At 70.5% G+C, this 16359-nt stretch carries 14 protein-coding genes and 1 pseudogene; 5 read left to right on the forward strand and 10 right to left on the reverse strand.

Annotation, left to right across the window (positions count from 1 at the left end; genetic code table 11):
- Position 1: 1 nt before the first annotated feature.
- From glmS to rpoN, 3 genes are all read right to left on the reverse strand, one after another.
- Positions 2 to 1828 (reverse strand): glutamine--fructose-6-phosphate transaminase (isomerizing), encoded by a 1827-nt coding sequence (gene glmS, locus MMSR116_RS26710; RefSeq protein WP_010683931.1) that lies wholly within the window; start codon positions 1826 to 1828, stop codon positions 2 to 4.
- A 140-nt stretch (positions 1829 to 1968) separates the two neighbouring features.
- Positions 1969 to 3348, reverse strand: a complete 1380-nt coding sequence (glmU, locus tag MMSR116_RS26715) for a bifunctional UDP-N-acetylglucosamine diphosphorylase/glucosamine-1-phosphate N-acetyltransferase GlmU (RefSeq protein ID WP_010683932.1) — start codon at positions 3346 to 3348, stop codon at positions 1969 to 1971.
- A 73-nt stretch (positions 3349 to 3421) separates the two neighbouring features.
- Positions 3422 to 4999, reverse strand: coding sequence for an RNA polymerase factor sigma-54 (gene rpoN, locus MMSR116_RS26720; protein WP_010683933.1), 1578 nt, complete (start codon positions 4997 to 4999; stop codon positions 3422 to 3424).
- A 357-nt stretch (positions 5000 to 5356) separates the two neighbouring features.
- Between rpoN and MMSR116_RS32080 the strand changes: the two genes are divergently transcribed.
- The 3 genes from MMSR116_RS32080 (at position 5357) to MMSR116_RS26730 (ending at position 6761) form a co-directional block, all read left to right on the forward strand.
- Complete coding sequence (locus MMSR116_RS32080) at positions 5357 to 5665, forward strand: hypothetical protein (protein WP_244625540.1); 309 nt, start codon at positions 5357 to 5359, stop codon at positions 5663 to 5665.
- Between the two features lie 266 nt (positions 5666 to 5931).
- Positions 5932 to 6138 (forward strand): hypothetical protein, encoded by a 207-nt coding sequence (locus MMSR116_RS32085; RefSeq protein ID WP_348529369.1) that lies wholly within the window; start codon positions 5932 to 5934, stop codon positions 6136 to 6138.
- A gap of 338 nt (positions 6139 to 6476) precedes the next feature.
- Positions 6477 to 6761, forward strand: coding sequence for a DUF6894 family protein (locus MMSR116_RS26730; protein WP_244625542.1), 285 nt, complete (start codon positions 6477 to 6479; stop codon positions 6759 to 6761).
- A gap of 14 nt (positions 6762 to 6775) precedes the next feature.
- Here the strand turns inward: MMSR116_RS26730 and MMSR116_RS26735 are convergent, their stop codons facing one another.
- The 6 genes and pseudogenes from MMSR116_RS26735 to MMSR116_RS26760 form a co-directional block, all read right to left on the reverse strand.
- Complete coding sequence (locus tag MMSR116_RS26735) at positions 6776 to 7153, reverse strand: hypothetical protein (RefSeq protein ID WP_010683935.1); 378 nt, start codon at positions 7151 to 7153, stop codon at positions 6776 to 6778.
- A gap of 4 nt (positions 7154 to 7157) precedes the next feature.
- Entirely contained in the window at positions 7158 to 7388 is a 231-nt protein-coding gene (locus MMSR116_RS26740; protein WP_010683936.1) for a hypothetical protein, read from the reverse strand.
- An 86-nt stretch (positions 7389 to 7474) separates the two neighbouring features.
- The gene (locus MMSR116_RS26745; RefSeq protein WP_039893219.1) at positions 7475 to 9064 is read right to left on the reverse strand and encodes a glucan biosynthesis protein; all 1590 of its coding nucleotides are present in this window, start codon (positions 9062 to 9064) and stop codon (positions 7475 to 7477) included.
- 501 nt (positions 9065 to 9565) lie between these two features.
- Positions 9566 to 9853, reverse strand: a pseudogene (locus MMSR116_RS26750) (helix-turn-helix domain-containing protein); the annotation flags it as partial.
- Positions 9854 to 9866: 13 nt separating this feature from the next.
- The gene (locus MMSR116_RS26755; RefSeq protein ID WP_010683939.1) at positions 9867 to 10661 is read right to left on the reverse strand and encodes a hypothetical protein; all 795 of its coding nucleotides are present in this window, start codon (positions 10659 to 10661) and stop codon (positions 9867 to 9869) included.
- A 253-nt stretch (positions 10662 to 10914) separates the two neighbouring features.
- Positions 10915 to 11580: an SCO family protein gene (locus MMSR116_RS26760; RefSeq protein WP_010683940.1), complete on the reverse strand. Its 666-nt coding sequence runs from the start codon at positions 11578 to 11580 to the stop codon at positions 10915 to 10917.
- A gap of 194 nt (positions 11581 to 11774) precedes the next feature.
- Here MMSR116_RS26760 and MMSR116_RS26765 point away from each other — a divergent pair, with 194 nt between their 5' ends.
- Positions 11775 to 12677, forward strand: a complete 903-nt coding sequence (locus MMSR116_RS26765; RefSeq protein ID WP_010683941.1) for an MBL fold metallo-hydrolase — start codon at positions 11775 to 11777, stop codon at positions 12675 to 12677.
- Between the two features lie 7 nt (positions 12678 to 12684).
- Here MMSR116_RS26765 and MMSR116_RS26770 read toward each other — a convergent pair whose 3' ends face one another.
- Positions 12685 to 14298 (reverse strand): putative bifunctional diguanylate cyclase/phosphodiesterase, encoded by a 1614-nt coding sequence (locus MMSR116_RS26770; protein WP_010683942.1) that lies wholly within the window; start codon positions 14296 to 14298, stop codon positions 12685 to 12687.
- Between the two features lie 1267 nt (positions 14299 to 15565).
- Between MMSR116_RS26770 and MMSR116_RS26775 the strand changes: the two genes are divergently transcribed.
- A complete protein-coding gene (locus tag MMSR116_RS26775; protein WP_010683945.1) occupies positions 15566 to 16300 on the forward strand; it encodes a haloacid dehalogenase type II in 735 nt (244 codons plus the stop codon).
- Positions 16301 to 16359 lie beyond the last annotated feature (59 nt).

Here is a 16359-nt window from a genome sequence, read left to right on the forward strand (position 1 = left end):
CCTACTCCACCGTCACCGACTTGGCGAGGTTCCGCGGCTGGTCGACGTCTTTCCCCATGAACACCGCCGTGTGGTAGGCCAGCAGCTGGATCGGCACCGCGTAGACGATCGGCGCCACGGTGGCGTTGACCGCCGGCATGGTGAAGGTTGCGAGCGTGTCGAGCCCGTGCTCGGCCGCGCCCTGAGCGTCGCCGATCAAGACGATGCGCCCGCCACGGGCGGCCACTTCCTGCATGTTGGAGACCGTCTTCTCGAACACCGCGTCGTGGGGCGCGATGACGATCACCGGCACGCTCTCGTCGATCAGCGCGATCGGCCCGTGCTTCAGCTCGCCCGCCGCGTAGCCCTCGGCGTGGATGTAGCTGATCTCCTTGAGCTTCAGCGCGCCCTCCAGCGCCATCGGGTAGCTGGTGCCGCGGCCGAGATAGAGCACGTCCCGCGCCTTCGCGACCTCCCGGGCCAGCCCCTCGATCGCCGATTCGTGCGTCAGCGCCTCGGCCATCAGGCCCGGCGCCTTGATCAGGCCGTCGACCAGGCGCCGCTCGCCCTCGGCGTCGAGCGTGCCCCGCGCCCGGCCCGCCGCGATGGCGAGGCAGAGCAGCACGGTGAGCTGGCAGGAGAACGCCTTGGTGGAGGCCACGCCGATCTCGGGCCCGGCGAGGGTCGGCATCACCACAGAGGATTCCCGCGCGATGGTCGAGGTCGGCACGTTGACCACGCAGAGCGTGTGCTGGCCTTGGCTCCTGGCGTAGCGCAGCGAGGCCAGCGTGTCGGCAGTCTCGCCCGATTGCGAGATGACCAGCGTCAGGCCGTCCTTCTCCAGGGGCGCCTCGCGGTAGCGCGCCTCGGAGGCGACGTCGATCTCGACGGGCAGGCGCGCCACCTGCTCGAACCAGTAGCGGGCGACGAGGCCGGCATAGTACGCGGTGCCGCAGGCAGTGATGTAGACGCGGCTGAGCTTGGCGAAGTCGAAGGGCAGCGCCTCCGGAAGCATCACCCGCCCCTGCGCCATGTCGACGTAGTGGGCGAGCGTGCGGCCCACCACCTCGGGCTGCTCGTGGATCTCCTTGGCCATGAAGTGGCGATACTCGCCCTTGTCGATCCGGTAGGCCTGCGTGGCGATCTTCTGGCGCGGACGCTCGACTGTCGCACCGGACGCGTCGCGGATCTCGGCGCCGGCCCGGGACAGGATCGCCCAGTCGCCCTCGTCGAGATAGGTGATCGCGTCGGTGAAGGGGGCGAGCGCCAGGGCGTCGGAGCCCAGATAGGTCTCGCCCGGGCCGAAGCCGATGGCCAGCGGCGCGCCGTGGCGGGCGCCGATCAGCAGGTTCTCCTCGCCCGCGAAGATGAAGCCCAGGGCGAAGGCGCCGCGCAGCCGCGGCAGGGCGGCGGCCACGGCCTCCACGGGGGCCATCTGCCGGTCCATGTTGCGGCTGACCAGCTGGGCGACGACCTCGGTGTCGGTCTCGGTCTCGAAGACGATGCCGTCGGCCTCGAGTTCCTGCTTCAATTCGCGAAAATTCTCGATGATGCCGTTGTGGACGACGGCCAGACGCTTGGTGGCGTGCGGGTGGGCGTTGGTCTCGTTGGGCCGCCCGTGGGTCGCCCAGCGGGTGTGGCCGATGCCGATCGTGCCGGTGAGCGGCTCCTGATGCAGCCTGGCCTCCAGGTTGACGAGCTTGCCGGAGGCGCGGCGGCGCTCCAGGCGCCCGTGCTCCAGGGTGGCGATGCCGGCGGAGTCGTAGCCGCGGTATTCGAGCCGCCGCAGGGCCTCGATCACCTGCCCCGCCACCGCGTCGCGCCCGACGATGCCGACGATGCCGCACATGGAAAAGTCTCTCGCTTCGACGCCCGGATCGTCGCGCGGGCTTGCCGCGCAAGGCCCGGGCCACCCCGGTCAGGATGGGGCCAAGCCCGACTTGTACCGGATCGAGGGCGCGCAGGGCCAGTCCCAGTCCGGGCGCCCCGTCAGGACCCCTTCCCGCGCCGGGCCTTCTCGGCCTGCAGCGCCGCCCGCTTGTCCCGGGCCCAGCCCGGCTTCACCGCCTGCCGCCCCCGGGCGACCGCCATGGCGTCGGCCGGCACGTCGTCGGTGATCACCGAGCCCGAGGCCACGTAGGCCCCCTCCCCCACGGTGACGGGCGCCACCAGGGCGGAGTTCGAGCCGATGAAGGCGCCGGCGCCGATCGTGGTCCTGTGCTTGAGCACGCCGTCGTAATTGCAGGTGATCGTGCCGGCGCCGATATTCGCCTTGGCGCCGATCTCGGCGTCGCCCAGGTAGGTCAGGTGCGCGGCCTTGGCGCCGGCGCCCATCCGGGCGTTCTTCAGCTCGACGAAGTTGCCGAGTTCCGCGCCCGCCTCCAGCACTGCGTGGCCGCGCAGCCGCACGAACGGCCCGATCTTCACCCCGGCCTCCAGGCTGGTCTCGGTGAGATGCGCGAAGGACCGCACCGTACACCCGTCCGCCACCCGCACGCCCGGCCCGAAGACCACGTTGGGCTCGACGATCACGTCGCGCCCCAGCACCGTGTCGTGGCTGAGGAACACCGTCTCCGGGGCGATCAGGGTTGCGCCGCCCAGCATGGCGCTGCGGCGCAGCTGTGCCTGGATCGCGGCCTCGGCCACGCTGAGCTGAACCCGGTCGTTGACGCCCTGCGCCTCGGCCTCGTCCACCGGGACCACGGTGACCGCGAGGCCTTCGGCGACCGCCAGGGCCACCGCGTCGGGCAGGTAGTACTCGCCGGCGGCGTTGTCGTTGCCGATGCGCGTGAGCAGCGCGAGGGCGTGCCGCCCTGAGAGCGCCATCAACCCGGCGTTGCACAGGGTCACGGCCCGCTCGGCCGCGCTCGCGTCCTTCTCCTCGCGGATCGCCAGGACACGGCTGCCCTCGGTGAGGACCCGGCCATAGCCGGTCGGTACCGGTGCCTCGAAGGCCAGCACCGCGACGGCGGCGTCCTCGGAGAGCGGCGCGCGCAGGCGCAGGAACGTCTCGGCGGTGATCAGCGGCGTGTCGCCGAAGGCGATGACCACGTCGTCGTCCGGATCGGCCAGGATCTCCCGGGCCGCCAGAACCGCGTGGGCCGTGCCCAGCCGCTCGGCCTGGGGGAAGACTCGCGCTCCCGGGGCCTGCCGTGCGATCTCGGCGGCGACGTCGTCGCGGCCGGGCTCGGCCACCACGGCGATCCGGCCCGCGCCCGCCGCCTGCACGGCGGCCAGCACATGGCCGAGCATGCTCCGCCCGGCGATCCGGTGCAGCACCTTCGGCAGGTCCGAGCGCATCCGCGTGCCCTTCCCGGCCGCGAGCACGATGGCGGTGAGGTTGCGCGGGGGCGTTCCGGTCGGGGTCATCGCGGGTCCAGGCGTCGTTATCCGGCGCCGTGGATGGGCCGGACGCGCGCCCGGCGCAAGTCCGGTCAGGTCGTCAGCGCAGCGCCATGGCGCTCTGATGGCCGGATCCGTGGGCGAAGTGCTCGCGGCGCCGCTCGATCGAGCTCGGGATCCGCAGGGATTCCCGATACTTCGCCACCGTGCGGCGGGCGATGTCGACGCCCTCCCCGCGCAGCTTCTGGACCAGCGCGTCGTCGGAGAGCACGTCGTCCGGCGCCTCGCCGTCGACGAGCTGCTTGATGCGGTGGCGCACGGCCTCGGAGGAGTGGGCCGCCGCCCCTGCCGCGCCGGGGATCGCCGCGGTGAAGAAGTACTTCATCTCCAGCGTGCCGCGGCTGGTGCCGATCGCCTTGTTGGAGGTGACCCGCGAGACGGTCGACTCGTGCATGCCGATGGCCTCCGCCACCGTCTTCAGGTTCAGCGGCCGCAGGTGCGTGACGCCGTGGACGAAGAATCCGTCCTGCTGGCGCACGATCTCGGTGGCGACCTTCAGGATGGTGCGGGCGCGCTGCTCCAGGGAGCGCGTCAGCCAGTTGGCGTTCTGCAGGGCCTCCGACAGGAAGGCCTTGTCGCCGTCCGCGGAGGCGTTGCGCGAGACCCGGGCGTAGTAGCTCTGATTGACCAGGACGCGCGGGAGCGCCTCGCTGTTCAGCTCGATCAGCCAAGACCCGTCGGGGGCGGCCCGCACGTACACGTCGGGCACCAGCACCTCTACGGCGCTTGACCCGTAGGCGCGGCCCGGCTTCGGGTCGAGGCGGCGGATCTCGCCCAGCATGTCGACGAGATCCTCGTCGTCCACGCCGCAGAGGCGGCGCAGCGCGGCGAAATCGCGCTTGGCCACGAGGTCGAGGCGCGAGACCAGCGCCTCCATGGCCGGGTCGAACCGGTCGCGCTCGCGCAGCTGGATCGCGAGGCACTCGGCGAGGTCCCGCGCCGCAACCCCGGGCGGGTCGAAGCTCTGCACCAGGGTGAGCATCCGGGCGACGATCGCCGGATCGGCGCCGAGCCGCTCCGCCACGCCCTCGACCGTCTCGCGCAGGTATCCGGCCTCGTCGACGGCGTCGATCAGGAACCCGCCGATCAGCCGCTCCATCGGCACCCGGGTCGCCAGCTCGAGCTGGCTCGCCAAGTGGTCGCGCAGGGACGTCTCGGCCGTCAGCGTGGCCTCGAAATCCGGGGCCTCGGCGTCGAAGCTGCCCCCGGTGCTGCCATAGGGCGGCGGGGTCAGCGAGAGCATGTCGCCGCCGCCCGCCTCGCGCGCCTGAACCGGCGCCTCGTCGGGGAAGACGTTGTCGAGCCGCGTGTCGAAATCGCCCTCGATCTCGCCCCGGCTCGGGTTCAGGTCCGTCGAGAGCCACGATTCGGGCTCCGGCGCCTCGAAGCCGTCCGAGCCGGCCTCGTCCGGGTGATCGCCCGCGGCAGCGCTCTCGACCGGGGCCGGCGCCTCTGTCGCCTCGGCGCGCTCGAGGAGCGGATTGCGCTCCAGTTCCGCCTCGACATAGGCTGCGAGATCGAGCTGCGAGAGCTGGAGGAGCTTGATCGCCTGCAGGAGCTGCGGCGTCATCACCAGGGCCTGGCCCTGACGCACTTCCAGCCGTTGCACCAAACTCATGCGAGGCCCCGATTGCCCGTCCGACGCCGTACACCAGCCGGAGACGCGTCGCCCACGGCATGGTTCTTGCTTCTCTCGTCCTCGAACCTCTAGCGGGATCGGAGACGCGCGTCAAAGGACGGCGGCGCTCACGCGTGTTGGCAACCCTGCGGTGGGGGAAGCGCGTGGCGTAGCGGCCACATCGTGACCGCCGGACCCACAGTATCGGCCCCGGGCTTAACGAAACTTTGTCGCGACCGCGATCTCATCACGTCGCAGCCAGTGTTCGCGGCCATTCAGCTGCCGAGCTTCTGTGTGACACCGGACGGTTTGTGGTTGGCGCCCAGTATTCGCTCGCCTTTGCGCGGTTAGCCGATCATGGCTCGGAGGAACGCTCCGGACCGCGGGGTCGAACCGGTGTGCGCGTCGATTGCCGCGTGCCCGATCGCGATGGCTCATCTGAACCGGTATCCGGCTGCCCTTTCCGGGGCGGATGGCGCGCTTCGCGAACCGGATCTCGAGCACATCGATTTGCCGCTCTGTCTGATGCTCGTGGAGCCGGGCAGCACGATTCCCCACGCGGTGTTCATCGAGACCGGCCTGTGCTCGGTGGTCTCGAACCCAAGAGATGGCAGCCGGATCGAGGTCGATTGTTCGGCCAGGACGGCATGGCGATCCCGGCGCTGATGCTGGGGGCCGATACCGTGCCGTACCAGATCCTCATGCAGGTCGCCGGGCGCGGACACCGAATCACCGTCCGGCCCTGCGCGCCGCCAGCGCGGCCAGCCCATCGCTGCGCGATCTCTCGCTGCACTACAGGCAGACTTTCATCGTGCAGGTCGCCCAGACCGCCGTCGCCAATGCCGGCAGGGGAGCGGCTCGCGCGCTAGCTCCTGACGTATCTCGACCGGCAGGACGGCGACGACCTCCCGGTCAACCACGAGTTCCTCACGATCATGCCGGGCGTGCGACGGCCCACCGTCACGGTGGCGATCCACACGCTGGGGGGCGCGGGCCTGATCCGGGCGCGGCGTGGGCAGATCAGGGTCATCGACCGCGGGCGGCTGGAGGAGGCCGCCGGCCAGACCTACGGGCCTGCGGAAGCCGGGTATGAGCGCCTGATCGATCCGATGCGCACCGGTCGCGACGCGATGGTCTGATCGGCTGCCGCGCCGACCCGGCGGTGCCGCCCAGATTCCAGGCTTCCCGACCCGGTGGAGGCGATTGACAGGCGATAGCCTCGACCCTCGAAGCCGCGACGATCGCGCTTTCGTGCGCGCGCTCCGTGCGCTGCCCGGCCTCGCGATTTCTCTCAGGAAGTGTATGATTTTAGACGCAGGTTTCGTGTCCGTCTGAGTCCGCGCAGGCTGGCCAAGGGTCCTGAACGCCCATCTCGGCTCGATCTCAGCAGGCCGCTCCTCCGCCAAATGTCCGATCGGATCGCTTCACACAGGTTAGCGACAGCACCCCAGGGCGGGGTCACGGTCCGGATCCGTTCGTGAGGTCCTGCGCCGTGCGCTACTTCACCGATTTCATCGACAATCAGGGAGTGTCCCGGGACGAGGACGGCCTGGACTTCGCCGGCGAGCGGGAGGCCTGCCTCTCGGCCGCGGAGGCGCTGGTCGAAGCCGCCCACGACCTGCTCCGGGTCAAGCCGAAGCAGCCGCACGGTGCCGGGCCCGTCGATCTGCGGCTGGAGGCGCAGGTTCGGGACGAGGCGGACCGCGTCGTCTTCCGCGCCTGCCTCGCGCTCGATATCGAATGGCCCGGCCGGGCCGGCTGATCCGGACGTCCCGCCTACCAGCCGCAATTCGGCATCGGCGGCTGGGCCTTCGCCAGCGCCGACTTCGCGATCTGCACCATCGGTCCCCAGGCGTATTTCTGCGCGTACGGGGTGACGTTGGTGAACAGGCAGCCGAGCTGGAAATGGGTCGCGCCCATCTCCCCGGAGAAGCTCATGCAGTCCAGGAACGTCCAGGTCTTGGGCACCGGCGTCATCGACCGCCAGCGGGGCATCGCCACGGGCGCGCAGACCTTCACCGCCCCCGTCCCGTCATCCGCGTTCAGGGCCTCTCCGGAGGTCTGCGCGGTCGCCGGGCCCGCGACGGCCAGCAGGAGCAGCGACGCGCAGGCCAGGTGCGGCGTGCGCGGTGGCGCGAAGCGGGGTCGGATCATCGGTTCAACGCATCGTCCGCCAGAGCGTCGCGAGAATCGCGAAGCCGATGAGGTTGTAGAGGATTGCCCACAGCCACACACCCCGAACGGCCCAGCTCGGCTGGCGCGGCTTCGGCCGGCCGGGACGGGAGCGGTGGCGATCTTCCGGCGTCGGCCAGATCGCGCTCTTGGGCGCCTTGAGCAGCCGCGTCAGCGCCTCGGGCAGATGCGGGCCGGGCGGTCGTTCGCCGTTCATGGCGGCCTCGATGCGGCGGGCGGCAGGGCCGAGGCGGAGCTTCTACCGGCGACCAGCCCGTCCCGGCAATGCGCCCAATCCGCCCCTCACAGGACGGTCCCGGGCGCCTCCGGATCGTAGCGGTAGGCCCAGGTCTCGGAGAGCAGGCGTCCGCCGGACTTGAGCTGCAGCCGCATCTCCACCGGTTCCGGCCCCTCGGCGTAGACCTTGAGGAAGACCCGCCACGGGCTCGGCTTTCCGTAGGGCGCGGAGGTGGCGCCAACCTCCGCGGCGCTGCCCCGCGAGAGCGTCAGCGCCACCTCGGCCTTCTCCGGATCGAGGCCCGCGAGGGCCGCGCCCTCGAATTCCAGCACGAACTGGCGCACGAGGTTCGCGCGCCCCGGCTTCCGGTCGGCCTCGGCCAGCCAGGAGCCCTTCGTGGCCCGCGTGGCCACGCAGCGGGCGAGGTCCGTGGCGACCGGCTCCGCGGCGGTCCAGCGCAGGCGATAGGCGAAGCTGCGGTCGGTCCCGGCCGTGGGCGGGTCGGCCGGCACCCAGAGGGCGACGATGTTGTCGTCGGTCTCCTGATGGGTCGGGATCTCCACGAGCTGGACGCTGCCCTGTCCCCAATCCCCCTGCGGCTCGACCCAGATGTCGGGCCGGTTCTCCTCGAAGCCGTCGTCGATGTAGTGGTCGAAGGCGCGGTCGCGCTGGAGCAGGCCGAAGCCCCTGGGCGACCGGTCCGCGAAGGCGCTGACGCTGAGGCGCGGCGGGTTGTTGAGGGGCCGCCAGATCAACTCGCCCGCGCCGGTCTGCATCAGCAGGCCGTCGGAATCGTGGACCTCGGTCCGCCAGTCGCTGGCCAGGAACCGGCTCATGCCCTCCGAGTACCAGAGCATCGAGGTCAGCGGCGCCAGGCCGAACCGCTCCACGGTCCGGCGCATGTAGAGGGTGCAGGCCACGTCGATCACGACGTGGGGCGCCTTGCGGGCCACGAACCGGTAGGCCCCCGTGAGGCTCGGCCCTTCGAGCAGGGCCAGGACGGTGACCGCACCCTCCGCGGCCGGACTGACGTAGAAGCGCGTGAAGACCGGGAACTCCTCGGTCTTCCCCGGGCCGGGCGCGGTATCGATGGCGATGCCCCGGGCCGAGGCGCCGTACTGCTCCCCGTCGCCCGCGGCGCGGAAATAGGAGGCGCCCAGGAAGGCCAGCCAGTCGCCGTCGTCGCCGGACTGGCCGGCCGGGGCCTTCTGGAACCGGAACCCCGCGAAGCCTGCGCCGTCCGGGACATCCTTGGCGGGATTGCCCGAGGGATAGGTGAACAGGTCGTGGGTGTAGATCACCGCGCGGGCCTGCCCGCCCTCCAGGGCGTAGACCTTCACGGGGTGCCTGAAGAAGTTGCCGAGGTGGAAGAACGTCACCGGGTACGGGCTGTCGGCGTAGAGGGCCCGGCCGGGCGGATAGCGGATCTCCTGGAGCGGCCCGTAGGTCAGGGCATCGAGCGCCGCCGAGGCCGGCGCCTCGGGCGGCGGCGTGTAGGGCCGGTCGCGCAGCGTCCGGGCGAGGTCCTTCAGCCGGTCGAAGTCCATGGGCTCCGGCGCCCCCAGGCGCGGCCCGCCGGGCGCGGCGAGCGCGCGGCCCGCCAGCGGCGAGAGGGCGAGGAGACCGAGGGCGGTCATGACGCGACGCGTGATCAAGCTGGTGTCCCGCAGAGCTGGCCGGATCCCGCGACGCGCGGGCCCCTGAGCCGACGTACCGCAGCCGGTCCGCGCGTCGGCCGCTCGGGAACCTCACGGGACGCGCATGCGTGCTGCGGCGCCGCAACCTCGCGCGCGCGAGCTGAACGCTGCCGGAACGCGCCGGCGCGGCCTATTCCGGCGTCACGCCATCGCACGAGAGGGGCCACGCTTCGTCGGCCTGATGGTCCGGCACCGTGCGATTTTCGTCTCCGGTGCGCCGATCGCTCAATCCTCCTGTGCGGGAGGCGTCGCAGTCACGCCCGCGGTCATTCCGGGGCCGCGCAGCGGAACCCGGAATTGCGATCCGCGGCCGGGCCAGGATCCTGCGCGCCGAAATCTTGCGCGCCAAGATCTTCACCGCGCGCGGTTCCGGGTTCCGGGCCCGCCTTCGGCGCCCCGGAACGACGGAGCGGATCCCCGGTCGTAGATCATCAACGCAGAGGTAAATCGTCCGGAGCGTCAAAGCCCAAGCCCATCGGCACCGAGCCCCCGTGCGGCGCCCGCGGATCTCAGCGAGGCGGCGTCCCTGTATGCCCGACGGGACAGTCCGTGACGGTCCCGGAAGCGCCGGGAGAAATGCGCCGGGCCGAAGAAGCCGCACTCGTACGCCAGGGTGCCGATCGGCAGATGCACGCTGGCCGGATCCGTCAGGCGCTGGGCCGCGACCGTCAGGCGGCGCGTCCAGATCCAGTCGGAGGCGTGATGGCCCCGCTCGTGGAACAGCTCCTGCAGCCGAGGCCGAGAGACGTCGTCTGGCACCCTATCGCGCCACGGGACGCCGTTGGAAGGCCAGAAGTCCCGCCGAATAAACCAGCGAGACCAGCAGGGCCGCCGCGAGGGCGAGAACGGCGCCGAGCGGTTGGATGAGCAGGTGGAGCGTCAGCAGGGTCAACCCGAAGCCGAACACGCCCCGGATCGTGATGCTCGCCAGACGGGCCATCGCGGCCCCGCCCACACGCCGGTGCAGGATCACGAACGTGCTCGTCAGGGTGACCGGGTAGGCGGCGATGACGCCGGTCCGCGCGGGACCCAGGGCCGTGCTGAGGGCGAGGAGGCTCGTCACGAACAGGGCCACGGCGGCCGCCCGGACGATGAGGTCGCGCGGGCGCGGCCTCGCGACGACGGCGCTGCGGGCGAGGACGGTCGCGGCCGGCCGCGTGGTGGCGGCACCAGCCCCGTACACGGCCGCGTTCAGCAGGAACGCCGTGAGGGGCGTCCACGACACGGCCGAGATCGGTACGGCCGCCGCGAGCCACGCCAGCGCGGCCGGGCCCAGCGCGCGGAGCAGGCTCCGGTCGGTCGCCCGCCGGGCGTAGACGATGAGGAACAGGCCGGTGGCGGCATTCGCCGCGAAGCCGTTCAGCGCCGCCGCGGCCACGAAGGCGGTCTCGTGTTCGAGGACCATGAACACGTAGACCGGCCCGGCGGTGACCGGCAGGCTGATGATGAGCGCACCCCAGACCGGTCCGAGCAGTTCCGCCAGCACCGAGGCGAGCACCACGACCGTGCCCGACGTCAGCGCCCGGACCAGGGCCGTCACCCAAAACGCCGCCACGATCGTATCCCATTCCTCGCGCCGTCGCGCAGGCCGGCGCTGGATCGCCCTCCCCCGGCGCGGTCGGCCTGCGCGCCGCGCCGCGGGTCTTGGCAGGCGAGGAACGCGGCACGGTGTCGTAGAAGAGCGGCTGCGCTGCGGCTAGGGCGGCGAACCACACAGGCCAGGGCCTGTCACGTCCGGGAAAGCGGCGGCCGAACCTGCACCTGCCCCTTCCGGATGGCAGCGGCCGTCCCGGACCCGTCGCGTCCGCTCAGCTCCGCGGGCCGCAGGCGCCGGAGCTGCCGTCGGTCGCCCAGAGATTGGCGCCGCCCCCGGGCGCGCACTGGCCCGGCAGCGCCAGCGTGATCAGCTTGGACAGTGTCCGCGCTTCATCCTCGCCGTAGCCGATCTCGCCCACCATGCGGCCGGTCTTGTCGAAGAGCGCGACGGTGGCGGAATGATCCAGGGTGTAGTCGCCGTCCTTCGCGGGCACGCGCCGGTAGGTGACGTGGTACGCGTCTGCCATGCGGGCGACCTGATCGGGCGTGCCGACGAAGCCGCGGATGCGGGGATCGAACGAGGCGAGGTATTCGCGCAGGGTCTCGGGGGTGTCGCGCTCCGGATCGAGGGTGACGAAGACCACATTGAGGCGATCCGCGTCGCGGCCCATCCGGCCGAGCGCGCCCGACAGGGTCGCGAGCGTCGTCGGGCAGACCTCGGGACAGTGGGTGAAGCCGAAGAACAGCGCGGTGGGCTTGCCGAGGAGATCGGCCCGGCTCACCGGTCGCCCGTCCAGGTCCGACATCGCGAAGGACCCGCCGACCCGGCGCGGGTGGCTGAACTGCGAGCCCTGCTGCAGGACGATCGCGCCCGTGCCGGCGGCGACCACGGCGACGAGGGTGGCGGAGGCGAAGAGGGCGAGCGGGCTCGGTGCCATGCGGTGACCTGGGATGGCGCGTCGATGCCCCGAATATGGGGTGCCTGTCGATGGCCGCGATGCCGCGGGAGCCCGGGAACCCGCCCCGGCAAGGCCGGTTGGCCGGAGACAGGCGGTCCCGGCAATCCGTTCCGACGCACCGGATGCGCGCGACGCCGCCTCATCCTCCGAGACAGGCACGGGAGACGCCGCAGATGGCCCAGCAGATTCCCGTCGATCCCAAGGCCCGCGCGGACGATCCCCACGCCGACGCCGCGCGGGACGACGCCACCCACGCGATCACCGATGACGTCGCCTATCAGCGCAACATCCTGGTCAACGTCGTGTTCGTTGGCGCGCCGGGGGCCGGCGACCGCGGCTGGGTCCTGGTCGACGCGGGCGTGCTGGGCGCGAAGCGGGCGATCCGCGCCGCGGCCGAGGCCCGGTTCGGCGCCGGCGCGCGGCCGTCCGCGATCGTCCTGACCCACGGGCATTTCGATCATGTCGGCGTGCTGGAGGATCTCGCCGGGGAATGGGACGTCCCGGTCTACGCGCACGCCCTGGAGCGGCCCTATCTCGACGGCAGCGCCGCCTATCCGACGGCGGACCCGAGCGTCGGCGGCGGCCTGTTCGGCCGACTCTCGCCGCTCTTTCCGACGAAGCCGGTCGACGTGGCGGACCGCCTGCGAACCCTGCCGGAAGACGGTTCGGTCCCGCCCCTGCCCGGCTGGCGCTGGATCCACACTCCGGGGCACGCGCCGGGCCACATCTCGCTCTGGCGCGAGGCCGACCGCACGCTGATCGTCGGGGACGCGTTCGTGACGACCGCGCAGGAATCGGCCTACGCGGTGGCGGTCCAAGAGCCGGAGCTGCATGGGCCGCCGATGTACCTGACGATCGACTGGGACGCGGCGCGCAGCTCCGTCCGGACGCTCGCGGCCCTCGATCCGGAGCGGGTCGTCACCGGCCATGGCCGACCGCTGCAGGGACCGGAGATGCGCCGCGCGCTCCGCGCCCTCGCGGAAGATTTCGACCGGGTCGCGGTCCCGGAGCACGGCCGCTTCGTGGAGCGGCCGCTGCGCGCCGCGGACGGCTCCGCCTACCGGGATCCGCGCTGATCCGCGCCTACGAGGCCTCGGCCAGTACGCCGTCCAGTTCTTCGGCCGAGCCGCCGGCGCGACCCGGCCAGCCGCCCGCATCGTTGCCGGCGCTCAGGATGTGGTCGATATCCGCCTTCGGCATGGCCCGCCCGAAGAGGTAGCCCTGACCGAAATGGCAGCCCTGGTCCGAGAGCCAGTTCAGGCTGGCGTCCGTCTCGATGCCCTCGGCGGTCGTGGACAGACCCAGACTGGTGCCGAGCTTGATGATGGCGTCGACCAGCTTGGCGCGCTCGTCGCTCATGGTGATCGCGTCGACGTAGCTCCGGTCGATCTTGAGCTTGTCGAACTTCAGCTCGCGCAGATGGTACAGGCTCGAGTAGCCGGTGCCGAAATCGTCGAGGGCGATGCGGACGCCGAGCTGACGCAGCGACAGGAGCGTCGCCCGGGTGGCTTCCAGGTCCTGGATCAGCGCGCTCTCGGTGATCTCGACCTCGAGGCGCTGCGGCGGGAATCCGGTCTCCGTCAGGATGGCGAGGATGCGCTCTGCGAGCCACGCGTCCTGGAACTGGTGCGGTGCGATGTTGACCGCCAGGATCAGGTGGGGGGACCAGGCGCGGGCATCGAGGCAGGCGCGGCGGATCAGGTAATAGCTGAGGTCCGCGATCATCCCGGTCTCCTCGGCGATCGGGATGAAGTCCGCCGGATTGACGAGGCCCCGGGTCGGATGACGCCAGCGGGCCAGGACCTCCACGCCGATGATGTCCTGTCCGGGCAGGGACACGACCGGCTGGTAGTAGGGCTCGATGGCCCCCGTCTCGATGGCGACGCGGAGTTCGGTCTCCAGGCGGGCGCGGGCGCGCAACTCCTCGTCCATGGCGCTCCGGAAGAACCGGTAGTTGCCGCGACCATCCTTCTTGCCCTGGTACATGGCGAGGTCCGCCGCGTGCAGGACCGCGTCCGCGTCGGCGTGGTCGGGCGCGACGATCGCGACGCCCACGGTCGCGCCGACCTTGAGGTCGTTCTGGTTCCAGGTGACCGGCTCGGAGATGCTCGCGATCACCGCCTGCGCGAGGCGCGTCAGGCCCTCGCTGCCGTGCTCCACCGGAACCAGCATGGCGAACTCGTCGCCGCCGAGACGGGCCGCGACGCCGCCGGGCGGCAGGAGCTGCTGCAGCCGCTCGGACACGGCGCAGAGGACCGCGTTGCCGGCCGCGTGGCCGTAGAGGTCGTTGACCGGCTTGAACCGGTCGAGGTCGATCAGCAGGACCGCCGCCGACGGCTCCGTGCCCACCGAGGCCAGCGACCGCTCGACCGCGTCGATGAAGCGGCGCCGGTTGGCCAGCCCTGTCAGGCCGTCGTGCCGGGCGATCGCCTCGGCCTGGGCGGCGGCGGCGTCGCGCTCCAGCATGAGGCGGCGGAGGATGATCGACTTGCGGACGCTCGCACCGCAGAGCGCCAGTCCCATGCAGGCGGCCAGCATCAGGAGATCGTTCAGGCCGTAGGTGACGACGATTCCCTGCAGGGAGTCGAACGTCCCCAGCGTAACGCCTACGAACCAGATCCCGACGCCGATGACGAGCAGGCACAAAGTCTCGTACAGCTCGCCACGGCCCCAGGTCGTCGACGTCTCGCGTGGCATGCTTTGTTTCCGGGTTTCAGCGCGTGAACGAAGCATGCCAAATGCTAAAGGGCAGTAAATCCTATGCTGAATTGGTCGTAAGCTTCCTCCAATTCGGTCTTTGGCTTGGTTCATAAGGCCTGAATCGGATGTGACATTTTCCGCGACGAGCGGGTTCGTTCCGTTCCAGATTATGCTGCCTCCCGCCAGTGCGGCTTGCGTCGCGACGGTTCGAAGCGGTCCGCAAGTCGCGAATACGGCGGGATCGATGGCGGGTACCTGATTGGAGGCCCGCGATCGGCCGGGACGGATGACCGCGTTCGGGTGTGAAAGTGTTGGATGCGCCGATGCGCACCGCGAAGGAAAATCAGTTTTGGCGCGATTGGCAGTATCGGATGCCAAAGCGCGGGCTTTGCTAACTTAAAACGATCGATCTACGCGCCAAAAGCGTGTCAAGCGGGCGAATAAATCAAGATCTCTGTTCAAGTTGAGCCGGCGCCGATCGCGACTGAGAATTTCTCAACGACAGGATCAACCAACGTCCCAGTCCGAGAATTGCACGCCGAGAACGAGCGCGACAATCAGCGCGAGAAACAAAGCGAGGATGAGGATGCGTTTGCTGAGCGGCGCCATGCGGGCAGATTAACTCCGTCCGAGCCGGGATTTGCAGCTGCAACGGCCACGATGCGAGATTTTTTTCTGTCTCCACGAGTTGAAATACGTGGCCGCCGCCCAGGACAGACGTCGATTTCAATGATGAAACAATTTTGGACACCGTCCATCACGAAATCGGCATCGTCCGCCGTGTGGCTGATAGGGTTTACGGCACAGTGCCTCTCCTTGGCTTCGTCGCCTCCCCGTCCGCAGGCGGTTGATGACACGCCGCAGAACGTCACGGTGCAGCGACGAGTAGGTCGGGCGCGGGCGTGAAGGCTGCCGGCCGGACGGGCGGTCTTCCAGCGGCATCGGCCATCGCCTTCCGTCCGCGCCCTGAATCCTCATCGGGCTGAAGCCATGGCGCATGGCCGCGCCTCGCGATGGGTCCGCGCATCCATTCGATTTATCTGAAGTCTCCTTTCTGAAGTTTCGAATTTTCGATGGCGCGAGGGCGGCATACACCCGCGTGTCTCGCGGGCGCCGTGATGGGGGGCAACAGATCGGAGAGGATGCCCAAACGTCGGAGCACGCCCACGTCACCTGTCCGGATCGTCGAAGGCTGGTCGCGGGCTTGGCCGCAGCGCCGATCCTGCGAGCGCCGATGCGTACCGCATCCAAGACGGATCACGCCATGAACACGAGCGCCGCCTCGGCCGAATCCGTCATCGTCTTCGACGTGAACGAGACGCTCCTCGACTTCAGCGTACTCGGCCCGGTCTTCGTCCGCATCTTCGGCGACGCGAGCGCGCTGCACACATGGTTCAACCACGTCATCCTCTATTCCGAGGCACTGACCCTATCGGGTGACTATGCCGAGTCCGGCACGGTCGGCGTGGCGGTTCTACGGATGATGGCTCAGGCGAGCGGCCGCACGGTCGACGCGGCGGATCTCGACGAGCTGCGGTGCCGTTCGGGGCAGATGCAGACCTACGCCGACACCCCGAAGGCCCTGTCGGATCTGACGGGGGCCGGCTACCGTCTCGTCACGCTGAGCAACAATCCCGCATCCGCCGTCGATGCCCAGCTGACGCATGCCGGGATCAGACCCTTCTTCGCCTCGCTCCACAGCATCGACGACCGCGTCCGCCGCTACAAGCCGGCGGTGGAGAGCTACACGGACCTCGCCGCGACGCTCGGGATCGCGCCAGCCGACCTGTGGTTCGTTTCCTGCCACGCCTTCGACACCCTGGGGGCCGCCGCGGCCGGCTATCGTACGGCGCTCGTTCTTCGGCCGGGGAACGCACCCGTCGGGCTCGGTCGGGCGCCCGATATCGTCGCGGGGGATCTGGGCACCGTCGCCGACCGCATCGTCCAGGCTGGTGCGCTCCCTGGCCGATCGCCCGTCCGTGCGCCGGGCACCCGATGAGGGCCCGTCCGGCTTCCCCGATTGAGCCGACGCGCCGAACCATTCTGGGTTGCGGCGCG

The sequence above is a fragment of the Methylobacterium mesophilicum SR1.6/6 genome (genome assembly GCF_000364445.2).
GTDB classification, from domain to species: Bacteria; Pseudomonadota; Alphaproteobacteria; order Rhizobiales; family Beijerinckiaceae; genus Methylobacterium; species Methylobacterium mesophilicum_A.

Excerpts from the sequence above, each read along its gene's own strand:
- MMSR116_RS26735 (WP_010683935.1), bottom strand. The coding sequence starts at position 7,153 with ATGATCCGACCCCGCTTCGCGCCACCGCGCACGCCGCACCTGGCCTGC.
- glmU (WP_010683932.1), bottom strand. The coding sequence starts at position 3,348 with ATGACCCCGACCGGAACGCCCCCGCGCAACCTCACCGCCATCGTGCTC.
- rpoN (WP_010683933.1), bottom strand. The coding sequence starts at position 4,999 with ATGAGTTTGGTGCAACGGCTGGAAGTGCGTCAGGGCCAGGCCCTGGTG.
- MMSR116_RS26765 (WP_010683941.1), top strand. The coding sequence starts at position 11,775 with ATGGCCCAGCAGATTCCCGTCGATCCCAAGGCCCGCGCGGACGATCCC.
- MMSR116_RS26770 (WP_010683942.1), bottom strand. The coding sequence starts at position 14,298 with ATGCCACGCGAGACGTCGACGACCTGGGGCCGTGGCGAGCTGTACGAG.
- MMSR116_RS32080 (WP_244625540.1), top strand. The coding sequence starts at position 5,357 with ATGGCTCGGAGGAACGCTCCGGACCGCGGGGTCGAACCGGTGTGCGCG.
- MMSR116_RS26760 (WP_010683940.1), bottom strand. The coding sequence starts at position 11,580 with ATGGCACCGAGCCCGCTCGCCCTCTTCGCCTCCGCCACCCTCGTCGCC.
- MMSR116_RS26775 (WP_010683945.1), top strand. The coding sequence starts at position 15,566 with ATGAACACGAGCGCCGCCTCGGCCGAATCCGTCATCGTCTTCGACGTG.
- glmS (WP_010683931.1), bottom strand. The coding sequence starts at position 1,828 with ATGTGCGGCATCGTCGGCATCGTCGGGCGCGACGCGGTGGCGGGGCAG.
- MMSR116_RS26740 (WP_010683936.1), bottom strand. The coding sequence starts at position 7,388 with ATGAACGGCGAACGACCGCCCGGCCCGCATCTGCCCGAGGCGCTGACG.